Source organism: Flavobacterium terrae (genome assembly GCF_900142035.1).
GTDB lineage: Bacteria > Bacteroidota > Bacteroidia > Flavobacteriales > Flavobacteriaceae > Flavobacterium > Flavobacterium terrae.
This window is the reverse complement of record NZ_FQZI01000005.1, coordinates 1-15,498: the sequence shown is the minus strand read 5'-3', so window position 1 is coordinate 15,498 and position 15,498 is coordinate 1. Positions and strand designations below refer to the sequence as shown.

The window sequence follows — 15,498 nt, the reverse complement described above, 5'->3', positions numbered from 1 at the left end:
ATAAAAAAGTCCCGATTTCGGGACTTTTTTATTTATCTGTACTTATCATTTAAACCAATGCCTTCGATAATCATTGGTTTTATTTTTTCGAGCCTTGCTAGCTTAGTCTTTTCCTGTTTTGCAGTATCAATATACTCCACAAACTCTTTTTTCTTTGTTAGTGTAAACTTTTCGAAGTCAGAATTTAAATTTTCTTGGTTTAAAAAATCTTCAAAAAAAACAGACATAACTAAAGGAGATTTTTCTGCTTTATGAACTCTGCCTTCTTTTTCAAGCTCTATAGCTTCGCTTATATACTCTAATATTTTTTTTTCATCAAGTTCCTCTGATGAGTTAAATCTCCATTGTCGAAGGGCTTTAGTAGTTTCATTTCCACTAACTAAAATATTTAAACTGTCTTTTAAAAAAACGCCATTGAAAAACCAAAGACCAAAATAGGATTTGAAGCCGCCTATTCCTAATACGTTTTTATTATTATAAGTATATACAATCCCTCCCCATTTCACTGTTTCGACTAAAGGAGTTTTATTAATTATTGCTTTTAATAGATCAATTTCTTTTTCCCACAACTCGTTTTGTTGCCAAGTCTTAGTTGATTTGTCCATTTTTTGCTGTTACTTTATCAAATGATTAAAACTAAAGTATTAAATATACTTTAATCTATCAACTATTATTAAAAATAAGCAAGTTTACAGTCGATCAACTCATAGATTTGCCAAAACCAACTGTATCTCGATATAATTGTGGAGAAATTGCAGTGTTGTTTTTAAAAAAACGACTAAAATAATATTCGTCATCATAGCCTAAATTGTGCGCAATTTCTTTTATTGCTTTATTAGTCAAATACAATTCTCTTTTTGCTTCAATAATTATTCTTTCTGAGATTAAATCAGTAAGTGTTCTGTTAAAATGGTTTTTAGTAATTCTTGCCAAGGCTTTTGGAGTAATGTTTAACAGGTTGGCATAATCACTTGCAGATCTTTTGGTTTTATAATGAATTTCAATGTAATTTTTTAAATTCTGCAATATAAAAGGTTCTTTGTTTTCTGAGACAATGATTTCTGATTCGGATTGTTGTTCTGATTTTAAACGTGAAGCCGTGATTAAGTATATTTTTAGATAAGAAACTAGTAATTCGTACTGAGCTAAAGCCTTATTATTCATTTCGGCTTTTATTTGTGTCAAAAGCATATCAAAAGTGCTTGAAGCAGTATCGTCAATTTTAACGAACGGCGGACTGTATATGTTGTTGAATAAAATTCCATTACAGGCTACTTCTTGTTGGTGTTTGTGTATACAGAAGAAATCTGGGTGGAAATTTAAAACTACACCTTCTATTTTTTCATTGTTTTGAAATAGGAATGGCTGATATGGAGAAAATGCAAATAAAGTATTAGAATTAAAGTTGTATTCAGAAAAGTCTGCTTTCACTGTCCCTTTTCCTTTTTTAATCCATATAAGTGAAAAATGATTAAGTCTTTGTAGCTCTTCAAATGGATTACTATCAATAAATGAAGAAATTTTAAAAGCTAAATTTCCAGTTTGAGGGTTAATCAAAGTCAGATTATCTTCGTTCATCATCAATTTTATTTATATAATTTTCCTGTCTTTTTCGTTAATAGGTAAGTCATTAATGCTTGCAAATCTTTTTTGCATCAATCCATTTTCGTCAAACTCCCAATTTTCATTTCCGTAAGCTCTCCACCATTGGCCATCAATATCTTGGTATTCATATTCAAAAAGAACTGCCATTCTGTTTTCACGAAAACCCCACAATTCCTTTTTTAACTTATAATTGATTTCTTTTTGCCATTTTCGTTTTAAAAAAGCTTCAACTTCATCTCTACCATTTATAAATTCAGTTCTATTTCGCCATTGTGTATCTATGGTGTAAGCTTTAGCTATTTCGTCTGGATTTTTACTGTTCCATGCATCTTCAGCAAGTTTTACTTTTTGTAAAGCTGTTTCCAATGTGAAAGGAGGTAAAGGTAGCCTTTGTTCTATATTTTCCATATTTATTTGTTTGAAAATATGCGAACCATATCCAAGTATGGTTCGCAAAAGTATTAATTAAATTGCTTGAGCTATGGGAAAGTCAACGGGAACTTTTGTTAAATTATGCAAGTAATTCATGGCAGTTTTATCACTTACAAGAAGGATTAAATCGACTAAATTTTCTTCGGTATAATTTGCATCAAAAAAAGCTTTAATGTTTGAGTCATTTGCATAGCCTCTGTTTTTTGTGATATCTGCTGCAAGAACGATTAATGCATTTAGTTTACTATCTGACGATTTACCGTGTCTAATTTCATTTAATTGTTCATCGCTAAAACCATTCATTTTGCCTAAGACAAGATGAGCGCTTTGACAGTAAATACATTCGTTTACTTGACTTACGATTAGGTTTACGGCTTCTTTTTCTTTGTTTGTTAATGATGTTTTAGCATTTTGATAAGCTAAAAATCTTTCTAAACCATTTTTTGAATAAGCAATGGTTGCGTATAAGTTAGGTACAAATCCTAATGCTTTATTTAAATTATCAAAAATTGCTTGATTAGCTGGTGCTACTTCTTCTCTTGTAGGAACTTTAAATGTTGTCATTTTTTATGATTTTTAAATTCTTTGTCATTATTGACATTGCAAAGTTGTGGCTTATTACTGCTTCTTTAAATGGATATTTAACGCTTATTGATGGACAATTTTCCATCGAGCATTATTTTATTTCCTAATAGTATTGTACTTATTTTGGAGTAAATAATTTTTAAAATAATATCTTTGTAGTGATTTGAATTTTGCAAATATGGAAAATGTAAGCATTAGAGATTTTTACAAAGAAATTTGTGGAGACAGCAGTTGTCAACTAGACAGCTTTTTAGATAGTAAAAGCACAATGGATTTAGGTCATTTCAATGTTTTTGACATTGTTAAATTCTATTATTGTGATAGAAAAAAATCAGAAATGACATACAATCGCAGGTTGTATTACAAGATAAGTTTAATCAAAGGTAAAAACCTCGTTGAGTACGCAGGTAAGCAAGTACTTATTGAAAAGCAAGGTATATTGTTTGCTACACCAAAAATTCCATACAGATATATTCCACAAGACAATAATCAATCTGGTTTTTTTTGTGTTTTTACAAAAGAATTTATGTCTAAATCTAAGACAGGATTGTTAATTGATGAATTGCCTATTTTTCTTCCAAGTAGTGATTTTATTTATCAATTAAGTGATGAGCAATATCTTGAAATTGAAGCCATATTCAAAAAAATGGACACTGAATTATCTTCGGATTATACATTTAAATATGATTTGCTACGAAATTATGTTTTGGAACTAATTCATTCAGGTCAAAAACTAAAACCAATTGAGAGTATTGTGAGTAATACTAATGCGGCTGGTAGAATTTCGTCTTTATTTATTGAGTTATTAGAAAGGCAGTTTCCAATAGAAAATAATGCTCAAGTTATTCAGCATAAAACTCCAGTTGATTTTGCTAATGCTTTAAGTATTCATACAAATCATTTGAATAAAGTTTTAAAAGAAACTACAGGAAGAAGTACTACAGAAATTATTAATGGTAGAATTGCAGAAGAAGCAAAGATTCTGCTAAAACAAACACATTGGAATGTTTCGGAAATTGCTTTTGCATTAGGTTTTGAAGAAGTAGCACACTTTTCTAACTTTTTTAAAAAGCACACTGCTTTATCTCCTTTGAAGTTTAGAGGATGATTTGAATTTTACAAATTAAAGATTGCTAATTGTAATAAGCTTATTTGTTAAAGTCATGATATTTGTACTTTAATTTTAAAGTAAACAAAATGACTAAAGATTTAAGTAAAGTTGCCTTGGTTACCGGTGGAAGTCGAGGATTAGGAAGAGATATGGTTCTTCAATTAGCAAAGAGAGGTTTTGACATAATTTTTACGTTTAATACTAACGCTGAAGAAGCAAAAAAAGTGGTTACAGAAATAGTAGCTATAGGAAAAAAAGCTGAAGCGCTTCAATTAGATGTTGCCGATTCAAAAAGTTTTGATTCTTTTGTTAATCAAGTAAAAGCAACACTTAAGGAAGGTTTTGGAACAGATAAGTTATTTGCTCTAGTAAATAATGCAGGGGTTGGAACATATGCAAGTATTGCCGATACTTCAGAAGAAATTTTTGATAGCATGGTTAGCATTCATTTAAAAGCCCCTTACTTTATTACCCAAAAACTTTTGCCAATCATTACTGATGGAGGTGCTATAGTTAATATTTCATCTGGTTTAGCAAGATTTAGTTATCCTAATTATGCTCCATATGCGATTATGAAAGCGGCTATTGAGAGTTTATCTAGATATCAAGCTCAAGAATTTGGTGCTAGAAAAATAAGAGTGAATACTATTGCTCCTGGTGCGATTGCTACAGATTTTGGAGGAGGAGCAGTGCGTGATAATGCTGAATTAAATGCAATGATAGCAAATACAACTGCATTAGGTCGAGTAGGTTTACCAGACGATATAGGAAGTGTGGTTGCATTTTTATGTAGTGATGATGCTAAATGGGTAAATGCACAGCGAATAGAAGTAGCAGGAGGGGTTCATATTTAATTTTTTAGAATTCTTATCATAAAAAAGAGCAATATTTAATTGCTCTTTTTTATAATCTCTTTATTGTTTCTGCTCCATTCACTCCACGAACCTACATAAAGATTTGGGATTTCAATTCCAGCATAATCTAATGCTAATAAAGTATGGCAAGCAGTAACTCCAGAACCACAAAGGATAATGATGTTTTTTGGATTGATTTCTTGAAATATTGATTCATATTTCCTCTTTAATTCATTAGGATTTAGAAATAAACCATTTTCGTCTAAATTCTCTGTGAAAGGAATGTTTATTGCTCCAGGGATGTGCCCAGCAATTAGATCAATAGGTTCACTTATACCATCATATCTATCTTTGTCTCTAACATCAACGATTAAATAATTTTTATTATATGTTGCATTTTCAACTTCTTGAATAGTAACAGTTGGTAATTGCCAATTTTCAATTGCATAGCTTTCATCTATTTTTGCTGGAGATCCGTGACCAGATTCTAAAGGGAAATTGTTTTTTTTAGCGTAGTCAAAACCACCATTTAAAACTTGAACCTTTTGATGTCCAACAGATTTTAACATCCACCAAAATCTCGCTGCAGCATTAGATCCTTTTTTGTTATCATAAATGATTACATGTGTGTTTTTAGAAATTCCTAATGAGGTTAATGTATTTTTGAATGTTTTTATATCAGGTAAAGGATGTCGACCACCATTTGCAACATCACTTTTGATATCTGCTAGTAGAGTGTTAAGATCTACAAAAGAAGCCCCCTCTAAATGTTCTAATTCAAAATTATCTTTGCTGTTTTTTCCATTACTTACATCAAAAATTTTCACATTAGAATCCCCTTTAATGTTTACTAACTCTTCAATTTCAATTACTGGAGATATTTTCATTATGTTATTTTTTTTGCTTGCTTTTGCTCTAGGATTAAATTCTAAACATAACTCTAACCAATACTGTAAATCTTTTGAGCTTTTATGTCCGTTTTCAGTTACGAAAATGTATCCTTTCATAGCTTTTCCTGTAAATTCCATAGGAATTACATTAGGCATTTCTAATGCTTTTTCATAGACTTCTTCACCAATTCTACAAAGTAAAAAGTCTTCTCCACTTTCTTTGTCAATATGTGATCCGCAACACATTTTATCGTCGACCATAAAACAAACTCCACTAAACATTTTCTTTTCATAGAAATCAGCGTTCTTATTTTGGAAAAACGTTCTAATTCTTTGTACTGTGTTTTCGTTGAAAGCCATGAGTTGAAGTTTAGTTTGTTATTATTTACTTGGCTAATAAATCTTGCCTTAAAAGAATTTATTTTCTAATAAATTAAAACATCTTACTACTAATAATAATGTGAATTTACTACAAAATTTGCAATCTTGTTAAACGCTTGGTAGCAGCACTAATTATATTTTCAAATATGATCCAAATCAATTTTATGTAATTCTGCTTCGGAAATATAATTGAAATTTTCGACTAGAAATACTTCTGTTAATTCTATATTATTAGGATTGATAATTAGTTCTATAATTTCATCTAATAATTGAAATTTATCTTTAATATTTTCATTTATTTCATCTACCATCAAAACATGAAAATAAGCTAAATTGAATCTCGGATTGCATTCCAACCAACCTGAATTAAAGTTTAAGATTTTATAACTTAAAATTTTATAATTTAATATTTTGGGAAAAATAAAGTTAATTTGATTATTACTTATAAATGTTAAATATTCTTCATCAACATTTTTCTTTTTTAAGAAATTATGGATAAATGAAATTGTTTTTTCATTTAGTTCTGTATTATGATAAAATTGTCCATTTAAAATATTCTTTATGTCTTCTTCAATAGAAAACTTTTTAATATCTCGTAATTTAAATGCAATTAAAAGTGATTCAATTTGTTTAAGTCTTAACAGAATAGTTGGGAAATCCTTTAATGATTCGAAATTCCACTCAAGGTTTTCTGGAGTTAATTCTACAAATTCTATGATTTTTTCTACTAAGTTAATCCCTTTTACCATTCTGTTTTGTATTATTGCTGCCAACGTTCAGTGGCTTGGCGCTGTATCGGCTGCGTGGAACGATTATTTTTTGTTAAGATATGATTTTCCAGCTGAAAATCGAACTTTGTTGTTAAGGTAAAAGTAGTTATTGTACTAAACAACTGTTATAAGCCTTTTTTTATTTTAGGTTCAATTTTTCAATTTTATTTCCGATTGTAAACTCTTTCATTTCACTTTCTAAATTGCTAAATTCTTCTTTCACAACTCTCTTAATAATTTGTCCATTTTTTAATAAAAATATTTCATCGCAAGTGTCGTTTAGTGTCGAAAAAATGTGAGAAGAAATTATAATTGATTTTCCCATTTCTTTCAATTTTTGAATTATTTCAGTAATTATTATATTACTATGAATATCAACACCATTAAATGGCTCGTCTAAAATGAATAATTTATTTTCTTGTAATAATATTGCTGTTAATGCGAGTTTTTTTTTTCATGCCAGTTGAATATTTTACTGCATATTCATTTAATGGTAAATCGAATATATTTTTTTCTTTTAGATCGGTGTTGGTTACATTTCTAGCATTGCATAATAATTGAATATACTCTTTACCTGTTATTTTTGAAAAAAAGTAAGGTTCAGTTTGTAAATAGCCAAGAAAATCTTTAAGTTTTCCATATTCACAATTGATTGTTCCATTATGTTTTCTAATCCAGCAATACATTTGAACAATGTGGTTTTTCCTGCACCATTTTCACCAACAATTCCATAAACTTTTCCTTTTTCAAGGTTTAAGTTAATGCCATCTAATACTTTTTTTGTTCCATACGATTTAGATAAGTTTTCAATAGTAATCATTGCAATATTTCTTTTAGTTTTTTTGTTGATTGAATGTACAAGTAGGGGATAATTAGCAATAATAATGGTGGAAACCACAATGTTAATGCGAAGACAATCCCAAATTTAATATTTAATTTTTCTGGAAAGACTGAATATTTTGCTAACATTGTTGTGAAAATAAACAAATATCCTAAACATTGAAAACCCAATATTATATCAATTTTTGTAAAAAAAAATACAGATAAACTTATTAATATGGGCAAACTCAAAATTGTTGAATAAAGTATGATGTTTTTAAATTTGTACATAATAAATTCTTTTGGAGTCAATGAAAATATCCAAACATAAAATTCGTTTTCAGAATTTGTATAATAATTAAGACAAGAAAGCAAAACCAGAATTAACGAAAAAAGTCCCAAATTGAAATTACCGACACTTATTGACATAAATGTCAGAAAGTAAGCAAAGAAATAGAGTAAATAATTTGTTCTAAAACCAACAACAAACTCAAAAGGATGTTTATAAAAAGGAGTTGGTAACGTAAAGTTTGTTTTGTTTTTTAAATCAACGAACGTTAAAAGGCAAATCGAAATTAAAAGTAAAATAGAAATCAAATATTTTTCTTTATAAACCAAAAAGATAATAAAAGGTATCGAAAAAAATAAGTTCTCAATTAGTTTTAATTTAATAAATTCAATTTTTGGATAACAAAGTTTCAAAAATTCGGTTCTATTTATTTCATTCATTTTTATTACCAAACTCAAAGACAGTGCGATATAAATGTATTCGCCATATTGAGTTTCTTCGAATAATTTAGTTGAAAATCCGATAAATGCGAAAACACCAACTATATATCCAATTATAGGTTCAATTCCCCATTCTGTTAATTGTCTATTTAGCATTTTTAATTGTAAAGTAAAATATTCTTTCATTGTTAGATGCGCTAAAATGGCTGATAACTTGTTTTTACAGGTGTGATAAACATATTGTGTTCACTATGAAACATAAGCTAGTTATCTTACATAAAAAACCCGACGGCCATAAGTCGTCGAGTTTTCCTGACAGTAAACCGATGTAAACTGGCATATTTTGTTTCTATGCCTTTTTTAATATTTTCATTGTCAATAAAGCAATATCTTCAGTAACCTTTGTTGGTGAATTACAGTCGCAATTACTTAAACCAATAACATAAATATCTTCGCTCGGAATATAAACTCCCATTGATTTAAATCCAAACACACTTCCACCATGTTTTCTTAATTGTACTCCGTTTATTTCTGATAAATGCCAACCATATCCATAACTTAATTCTTGTCCGTCATTTAATTTGTATTTTGTGAATGCTTTTTTTATTGTTTTTGGATTAAGCAGCAAATTCTGATTTAAAGCATTTTGCCACTTCAACATATCTACTGTAGTTGACATTAATGAACCTGATGAAAATGGGATACTCAAACTAATTTGTGTTTTATTGACATATCCATTTTCTTTTTTATGATAACCGTAAGCTCTTTTAGGTATAATCTTTCTATCACTTGCATAAAATGATTTGGTCATTCCAGCTTTATCAAATATGTTTTTTTGAACAAAATCCTCGTAAGTTTCCCCCGAAACTAATTCTATAATATATCCTAAAATTATATATCCTGAATTACTATAGTAAAATTTTTCTCCTGGAGCAAAATCAACAGGTTCATTTTTAAAGAAATCAACTATCATTTTTGGGGTCATTTCTTTTTGTGAAATTTCTTGTAGTGATTTCATTTTTGTAAAGTCTTTAAGGCCAGACGTATGAGTTAATAAATGATGTAAGGTGATTTTATCCCCCATTGGATAATCAGGAATGTATTTAGAAATCGGGTCATTCACGTTTAATTTTCCTTTTTCTTCCAATATTAAAACAGAGACTGCTGTAAATTGCTTTGTGATTGAACCAATTTGAAATATATTTTCAGAAGTTAGATTGAAATCTAATTCTATATTTGCTTTGCCAAATGCTTTTTGATAAATAGGTTTTCCTGATTTTGACACCAAAAATTCACCACCTGGTCCATTTTTATCTTTAAAGACATTGAGAAGTAAACTATCAATTTTAGATTCTAGATTTTGTGCATAAACAGTATTGAAAGTACTTCCAATAATGATAAAGAAGATTACAAATAGATGGATTGAATTGAATTTAATTGTTTTCATTTGATTTTTTTGATTGATGATTTATTCGAAATTTAGTTGTTAATTTTTATGTTATCTTGAAATCTGTAACTAATGCTATTCCTGACATAATAAAAATACTTATCATGTAAAAGCTCCTTCCTTAATGTGGTGTAAGACACTACTGTAAAGCAATATAAACACCCATGCTAATTCCTATTAATAGTAGTCTAAGATTTAAAAGAATAACTATTTCTATTAAAAATACTTGCATCAGTACTTTGCACTAGACGTTCTTTATTTCTTGTTGATAAATAAGGTAAATAAAGCCCAAAATTGAGGAAAATAAACTTAGTGGAATTTAAATACCTTCTTACATGATTTTTTGATTTAAATTGATTAGTAATAATTGCGTTCATAAACTATGACGACAAAAGTTTTATTTTGGTTACATAATTATTAAAATATCTTTATTTTAAACTTTTAACCTAATTGAGCATCTCGTCTTATGATTAAATGTCTATTATAAACAATCAACATTATAGTAACCAAATAATCGAGGGAAACTCAAATGCATCACTGTATTAGTAAATCGATATAAGGATTAAGTGTTTACTTTGGCTTATAAAAGGGTAATGAACTTAGAGGAAGCAGAAGAAGCCCCTAGAGATGTTTCAAAAAATAATAAGTCATTAAACAAATTTAAAGGATGCTCAAAATTTTCTATCTGAATTTCAATATCATTTATAACACTTGTTTAGATTATTTAAAAAGAGAAAAAAGGAAATAGTATTTTCTATATTTAAGATTTTAGTTAGCAATAAGTAAAAGTAATTAAAACTGTTTTAGAAAATATTGATGAAAAAGAAAGAATTCAAAAAATTCAAGATTGTTTAGAATCATTACTTAGGAGAAGCATTTTACTAACAATATATTATTTTGATGACCTATCTGTAGAAAAGATTGCAAAATAATACAATGTAGCGCAATAAAGGTAAAATAAAACTTTTTAGAAGTCGAAAAAAAAGGTTTCTTTTAAAAGAGAGATTAAAACCACAAATACGAAGGGCGGAATTAACCACAAAACATTCTTTGGAACACGAAAGGCCACCTTTTGGGTAGGTACTGTTGTGCGTTCGTATTTTTTAAAATTGTTTCTCAAATGTTTTCCCGTTGAATTTATAAAAACCACCTTCTGCCATTCCAAAAAGCAAGTTTTTGTTTTGGTCTTCATAAATGTTATATATCATTTGAGATTTCAATTTTGTGTCAATTTTATGGTTTGTCAACGTTTTACCGTCATATTTCCAAGCTCCTGAATCTCTATCTCCAAACCAAATATTTCCTTGACTATCTTCTGTAATAGCAAAAACGGCTTGTAATCCTGTGTTTTTAGTAAACTGTTTATTTAGGGAATTCGCTTCAAACTCATTCATTGGGATTAATTTTCCTTCCTCTTTGGAGAAGTTAATGATTGAGTTTCCATTTTTAAGCATAACGCCAATTCCATTATTTCCAATCCAAAGTCTGCCTTGGGAATCTTCAAGAATACTTCTTACATGCATTTTTTCAGAATCTTCCGTAAGTCTAAGTGTTTCATCATTAATTATCGTAAACTCACTGCCGTTGTAGCCAAAAACACCCGCATAAGTGCCAAACCAGATCATATCATTCTTTCTTTTTGAAATACTGGTTACAGCATATGTGCTTCCGGAAGTTATATTTTTAGGATTAGGAAAGGGTAAATAATTTAATTTTTGACCATCACATCTATACACACCTTGTCTTGTTCCAGCATCAAACCATAAGTCAACATCTGTTTTCATCCATTCACTTTCCGAATTTCGAATTACAGTGTGTTTCTGAACAGTTTTACCATCATAACTACTCACGCCATTTGTCGTTCCAAACCAAATAGTTCCGTTCATGTCTTCCTGAATTGAACGAATTTGATTGTCAGATAATCCTTCATTGGTTGTAAAGTATTTAAATGATTTTCCATTATAAAAGGTCACACCTTCATTATGACTTCCAAACCAATAATTGCCTTTACTGTCCTGAAAGATAGCACGTATTGCAGAAGTAAACTTTAAGGTGTTGAAATTTGAAATGGCAACTAATGTAGGATTGTTTATCTCCTTTTCTGTTGATTTCTTTTCAGCACAAGAAAAGTTTAGAATCAATATGAGTAGGATGTAAATCAATTCTATTTTTTTGTTCATTTCGGGTTTTCCTAATATGACGCTCAACGTTTTGCAGCTACCCGAAGGGCGGGACTTTTACCACAAAACAGGATTTGAAAAACTAAGATTTGATTAACCACAAAACTGTCTTTGGAACACGAAACCCCGACTATTGCAAATGTGCTGTTAGCGGCTGCTTTTCTTTCAGTTTCGAATATATTATTCATTTGTTTCCTGTCTGTTGAATGGAAATAGAACTGCTGCTGCAATTCCGTAAAACGCTAACCAATGACCTGAAAACCCTCTCACTTCATTTGCTTTAAAGTGATGATATTCTTGTTCAGTCAAGGTCTTGATTAGCTGTCCGTGATTATGTAAAATATATTGTCCGTCCTTAATGTCTGTTACACCAAGTTGGGAAGTCATAAACAACATAAAATTTATTATGGCATAAAAGAAACCTCCAATTGCAATTATTGTCAGCCAAGTTGGAGTTTGTCTGAAGATAATTTTAAAAAATGCAAAAGGGTTCATTCTATTCAGCATTCCTGATTGTTGGTATGCTTTAAGTTCTTCATTTTTTTTCAAGTCAAGAACTGTCGGAAGCCAGACAACAAAAATACCTATGTGTAAAACCCAAACAAATGGAACTTTGTCTGTAATGTCAAAGTCGGCAAGTGAAAGTAAATGAACAATTAGTCCTAATGTCCAACCCGTAACTGCAAAATAAAATAGAAATCTCTTCATTGTTTGTTCGTTGATTTATTGTCTGTTGTGTCGTCTGCTAAAGTTGCCGCTAACGTCCCGCCGGCTTCACGAAGTGGCGAACTTCGGGACGATTTATTTTCCACTAAGATAAAATTTTAAAGCGAAATATAAATATGGATTTACCAATATTCTCGCCATTGCGTGAAACCGCTGTTAGCAGAGGTTTTTATTTAAAATTTCTCTATCTTTTTCTGAAATGTCCACAATATTTAGAGTTAATTTGGTTCCAATAAAGTATTTGTTTTGTATTTGAATTTTCAAATTTTGATTGTTTAATATAAATTTAGTTATTCTGAATTTACTAAAATAAGAGTAATTACTCTCTTCTTGATATTTCAAAATGTAAGGATTAAGAGGATATGAGTTTCCACTAAACATATAAATTTCATTTTGGGTAAAATAAAATTTGCAATAACTGAATTCACTTCCGAAATCAACTAAAAAATTTCTACAAACTGATGAATGCACTTTAAGTTCATTAGTTTGTTCAATATTTTGATTAAGATTATCTGAAACTTTTTTTCTGTCTTTAGCTTTGTCAATTAAGATTTTGATTGCACCCAGAACAATAGTGATAATCATTATTATTTTCAATATAATCTTAATATCCATTTAGTTTTTTTCTGTTATGTTCGGTTTTTTTAAAATCTCTGCTAACGGTTCTCAGCTATACGCAGGCAGGGCTTTTTACCACTGAACTTCCTACGAAGAACTGAACTTTAAATTTAGCATTTACCTGTCCTACGAAGCACGAAACCCCTGCTTGCGTATAGGTGATGTTACCGCCTAGTGCTTTTTTATTCAGGCTTATATGGTCCGAGAAATTTGTCTCCATTAAAATGCACTAAATGGTCTGGATTATCTGCAATCCAAACTTCTGTCTCCCAAGCAATATCTGTCATAAATTGCCTAAATTTTGGTCTGTTCAAAAATGCCGTTACATAAACAATGTCAGCTTTGCAGTCTTTAGTAAGTTTTTGAAGTTGGATTAACCTAAGCTCGCTTATCGGTCCCGAAGAGTGAACCGCTTCAATCAAGTAGAGCCAATTCTTTTTCTTTGAGTAAGCAATTACGTCTGGCAATTCTTCGTGTGAAATTTCAAAGAAATTCAGTTCTTCAAGTTTCTCTTTTTCAAGATAAAGATATTTGTCAGAGGTGTCTCCTACATAAAGCACTTCAGCACCGTGTCCATATCTTGGTAAAAAGTCTTCTATAATTGCTTTTTGTAAGTCGTTATGTTCTCCTGCGGAAAAAGTCAGTTCGCCACCTGATGGAAGTGTAACATTAACTTTTGCGATTTCTCTTTCCCTTTTCAGTTTTTTGCTTAACGGCTCAATATTCTTTAATTTTTCAGACACCATTTTCTTCCAATCTTTTGAGCCGAAATTTCTTATTAGTTCAGCATAAGTGGGATTGATTGAATAGCCACGTGTTGAATCGTTGGTCGCTGAATTTGGGCTTGATTGCAAGACAACTTCTGCAACTGTTAGTAGTTTTAGGTCTTTTCTCCGAATATCATCATAAGAACCTGAACTAATATTCTCTCCAAAATGCTTGTTTACATAAATGATAATGTCTCTTGTTTTGAGAGCGTAACCACTATTCAAATCTTTTGCTTTTTTGAAGTCTGCAATCTTTTTAATGTCGCCACTTGCTAAAAATGCAATTGCCATTCTTTCCAATCTTCTTGGCGTGGCATCTAAAGGAATCCCAAAAGTGTCAAGGATGTAAAGCGTGGTATTTATCAGTTCCTGAACCTGTGGTGCTTTTTCACTAAATGTTTTTGAATTATCGGGACTGATATACTGCTTCATTCTCAAATAATTTTAATTGTTCGTTTTCTGTTATTGTATAATGATTTTCTACTTCGTCCATCAAGTATCTTTTGATATTTAAAGCCAAATGATATGCGAAATTTGGAGCAACAGCGTTGCCAATTTGATTGTATTGATGAGTTTCTGTACCTGAAAACTCAAACCAATCGGGAAAACTTTGAAGTCTTGCAGCTTCACGAACCGTAATTCTACGTCTGCGACCGTCTTTTAATCTCACTCGGTGCATATCTCCCGTTGCACCTGCTAAATTTCTGCAAGTCAACGTTCTTGCTGGTCTGTCTAAGTATAAATCTCTTGGGTTGATACATTTTGAGGCTTTTTCATAATTCGCAACGTATCTGTCCATAGATTCTGTGAAAAACTTAGAGTCTTCACCATATTGAAAGGCAAGTTCTCCTAATGCTTGACCTGCTGTTACTTTTCGATTTACTTTTTTCGGAAGATTGATTTTTTGTTTTGAGCCAATGACAATTACTCGTTCTCTGTTTTGTGGAACTTCATAGTTTACAGCATTTAAAAGGGCGTAATTGATGTAATAACCTAAACTTTCAAGTTCTTCAATCACTTCTTTTAAATACCACTTATTTTTGTAAAGCATTCCACGAACATTTTCGAAAAGCAACACTTCTGGGTCAAGCTGTCTTATTGCTGACAGAAAAATTGGAAATCCGTCTCTTGAATCTTTTAAGCCAAGCTGTTTTCCGCCTACACTAAATGGTTGACAAGGTGGGCCGCCAATCACAATGTCAGCTTTCGGGTAAATTGTTTCAATTGTCAACTTTTCATTGAAGCACTCTCCAATTAAGTTTTTGTTGTATGTATTGGTTGCTTGTTCGTCCATTTCATAGCCAATAGTTTTAAATCCATTAGCTTCAAAACCAAGGGAAAGTCCACCGCAACCCGCAAAAAGGTCAACCACTGTTTTATTCAAATCAGTGTCAATCCAAGGTTTCAGTTTTTTATTTATTTCTTCCCAATATTCCATTCTTCAAAGGTACGAATTTTTGTTGTGTTTACGGTTTTCTAGCATTGGCGGTAACGTCCCGCCGGCTTTGTGAAGGCGGGGATTTTTGTTACTGATGTTTACAAATATACCGAAAAGTTTGAAAGAAAAAACTTGAAATAGAGTAG

Annotated in this window: 16 protein-coding genes; 2 read left to right on the top strand and 14 right to left on the bottom strand. The window is 30.4% G+C overall.

The window, feature by feature from the left end; genetic code table 11:
- Positions 1–32 precede the first annotated feature (32 nt).
- From BUC09_RS11955 to BUC09_RS11940, 4 genes are all read right to left on the bottom strand, one after another.
- Complete coding sequence (locus tag BUC09_RS11955; RefSeq protein ID WP_073311836.1) at positions 33–605, bottom strand: YdeI/OmpD-associated family protein; 573 nt, start codon at positions 603–605, stop codon at positions 33–35.
- A gap of 94 nt (positions 606–699) precedes the next feature.
- On the bottom strand, positions 700–1,581 hold the full coding sequence (locus BUC09_RS11950) for an AraC family transcriptional regulator (RefSeq protein ID WP_073311835.1): 882 nt from the start codon (positions 1,579–1,581) through the stop codon (positions 700–702).
- A 9-nt stretch (positions 1,582–1,590) separates the two neighbouring features.
- The gene (locus BUC09_RS11945) at positions 1,591–2,004 is read right to left on the bottom strand and encodes a DUF1348 family protein (RefSeq protein ID WP_073312047.1); all 414 of its coding nucleotides are present in this window, start codon (positions 2,002–2,004) and stop codon (positions 1,591–1,593) included.
- A gap of 66 nt (positions 2,005–2,070) precedes the next feature.
- Entirely contained in the window at positions 2,071–2,601 is a 531-nt protein-coding gene (locus tag BUC09_RS11940; protein WP_073311834.1) for a carboxymuconolactone decarboxylase family protein, read from the bottom strand.
- Positions 2,602–2,800: 199 nt separating this feature from the next.
- Between BUC09_RS11940 and BUC09_RS11935 the strand changes: the two genes are divergently transcribed.
- Both BUC09_RS11935 and BUC09_RS11930 read left to right on the top strand, forming a co-directional pair.
- Complete coding sequence (locus tag BUC09_RS11935; protein WP_073311833.1) at positions 2,801–3,730, top strand: helix-turn-helix domain-containing protein; 930 nt, start codon at positions 2,801–2,803, stop codon at positions 3,728–3,730.
- A gap of 89 nt (positions 3,731–3,819) precedes the next feature.
- Positions 3,820–4,587, top strand: a complete 768-nt coding sequence (locus BUC09_RS11930; RefSeq protein WP_073311832.1) for an SDR family NAD(P)-dependent oxidoreductase — start codon at positions 3,820–3,822, stop codon at positions 4,585–4,587.
- Positions 4,588–4,622: 35 nt separating this feature from the next.
- On the opposite strand, the gene BUC09_RS11925 is transcribed toward BUC09_RS11930, so the two are convergent.
- From BUC09_RS11925 to BUC09_RS11865, 10 genes are all read right to left on the bottom strand, one after another.
- Complete coding sequence (locus BUC09_RS11925; protein ID WP_084127237.1) at positions 4,623–5,837, bottom strand: rhodanese-like domain-containing protein; 1,215 nt, start codon at positions 5,835–5,837, stop codon at positions 4,623–4,625.
- 161 nt (positions 5,838–5,998) lie between these two features.
- Positions 5,999–6,631 carry a hypothetical protein gene (locus BUC09_RS11915; protein ID WP_143161925.1) on the bottom strand — a complete coding sequence of 211 codons (633 nt, stop codon included), beginning with the start codon at positions 6,629–6,631 and terminating at the stop codon, positions 5,999–6,001.
- A 136-nt stretch (positions 6,632–6,767) separates the two neighbouring features.
- Positions 6,768–6,953, bottom strand: coding sequence for a hypothetical protein (locus BUC09_RS14920; protein WP_234972627.1), 186 nt, complete (start codon positions 6,951–6,953; stop codon positions 6,768–6,770).
- A gap of 252 nt (positions 6,954–7,205) precedes the next feature.
- The gene (locus BUC09_RS14915) at positions 7,206–7,448 is read right to left on the bottom strand and encodes an ATP-binding cassette domain-containing protein (protein WP_234972625.1); all 243 of its coding nucleotides are present in this window, start codon (positions 7,446–7,448) and stop codon (positions 7,206–7,208) included.
- A gap of 1,077 nt (positions 7,449–8,525) precedes the next feature.
- The gene (locus tag BUC09_RS11900; protein WP_084127235.1) at positions 8,526–9,623 is read right to left on the bottom strand and encodes a serine hydrolase domain-containing protein; all 1,098 of its coding nucleotides are present in this window, start codon (positions 9,621–9,623) and stop codon (positions 8,526–8,528) included.
- A gap of 1,103 nt (positions 9,624–10,726) precedes the next feature.
- The gene (locus tag BUC09_RS11885) at positions 10,727–11,803 is read right to left on the bottom strand and encodes a ligand-binding sensor domain-containing protein (RefSeq protein WP_073312044.1); all 1,077 of its coding nucleotides are present in this window, start codon (positions 11,801–11,803) and stop codon (positions 10,727–10,729) included.
- 180 nt (positions 11,804–11,983) lie between these two features.
- Positions 11,984–12,511 (bottom strand): hypothetical protein, encoded by a 528-nt coding sequence (locus BUC09_RS11880; RefSeq protein ID WP_073311828.1) that lies wholly within the window; start codon positions 12,509–12,511, stop codon positions 11,984–11,986.
- A gap of 174 nt (positions 12,512–12,685) precedes the next feature.
- Positions 12,686–13,144: a hypothetical protein gene (locus BUC09_RS11875; RefSeq protein ID WP_073311827.1), complete on the bottom strand. Its 459-nt coding sequence runs from the start codon at positions 13,142–13,144 to the stop codon at positions 12,686–12,688.
- Positions 13,145–13,329: 185 nt separating this feature from the next.
- The gene (locus BUC09_RS11870) at positions 13,330–14,346 is read right to left on the bottom strand and encodes a BsuBI/PstI family type II restriction endonuclease (protein WP_073311826.1); all 1,017 of its coding nucleotides are present in this window, start codon (positions 14,344–14,346) and stop codon (positions 13,330–13,332) included.
- A complete protein-coding gene (locus BUC09_RS11865) occupies positions 14,321–15,352 on the bottom strand; it encodes a DNA cytosine methyltransferase (RefSeq protein WP_073311825.1) in 1,032 nt (343 codons plus the stop codon). The genes BUC09_RS11870 and BUC09_RS11865 overlap by 26 nt, the downstream gene beginning before the upstream one ends.
- Positions 15,353–15,498: the final 146 nt, after the last annotated feature.

Coding starts and splice junctions, on each gene's coding strand:
- BUC09_RS11900 (WP_084127235.1), bottom strand. CDS start 9,623: ATGAAAACAATTAAATTCAATTCAATCCATCTATTTGTAATCTTCTTT.
- BUC09_RS14920 (WP_234972627.1), bottom strand. CDS start 6,953: ATGGGAAAATCAATTATAATTTCTTCTCACATTTTTTCGACACTAAAC.
- BUC09_RS11940 (WP_073311834.1), bottom strand. CDS start 2,601: ATGACAACATTTAAAGTTCCTACAAGAGAAGAAGTAGCACCAGCTAAT.
- BUC09_RS14915 (WP_234972625.1), bottom strand. CDS start 7,448: ATGATTACTATTGAAAACTTATCTAAATCGTATGGAACAAAAAAAGTA.
- BUC09_RS11930 (WP_073311832.1), top strand. CDS start 3,820: ATGACTAAAGATTTAAGTAAAGTTGCCTTGGTTACCGGTGGAAGTCGA.
- BUC09_RS11950 (WP_073311835.1), bottom strand. CDS start 1,581: ATGATGAACGAAGATAATCTGACTTTGATTAACCCTCAAACTGGAAAT.
- BUC09_RS11865 (WP_073311825.1), bottom strand. CDS start 15,352: ATGGAATATTGGGAAGAAATAAATAAAAAACTGAAACCTTGGATTGAC.
- BUC09_RS11870 (WP_073311826.1), bottom strand. CDS start 14,346: ATGAAGCAGTATATCAGTCCCGATAATTCAAAAACATTTAGTGAAAAA.
- BUC09_RS11935 (WP_073311833.1), top strand. CDS start 2,801: ATGGAAAATGTAAGCATTAGAGATTTTTACAAAGAAATTTGTGGAGAC.
- BUC09_RS11875 (WP_073311827.1), bottom strand. CDS start 13,144: ATGGATATTAAGATTATATTGAAAATAATAATGATTATCACTATTGTT.
- BUC09_RS11925 (WP_084127237.1), bottom strand. CDS start 5,837: ATGGCTTTCAACGAAAACACAGTACAAAGAATTAGAACGTTTTTCCAA.
- BUC09_RS11885 (WP_073312044.1), bottom strand. CDS start 11,803: ATGAACAAAAAAATAGAATTGATTTACATCCTACTCATATTGATTCTA.
- BUC09_RS11880 (WP_073311828.1), bottom strand. CDS start 12,511: ATGAAGAGATTTCTATTTTATTTTGCAGTTACGGGTTGGACATTAGGA.
- BUC09_RS11955 (WP_073311836.1), bottom strand. CDS start 605: ATGGACAAATCAACTAAGACTTGGCAACAAAACGAGTTGTGGGAAAAA.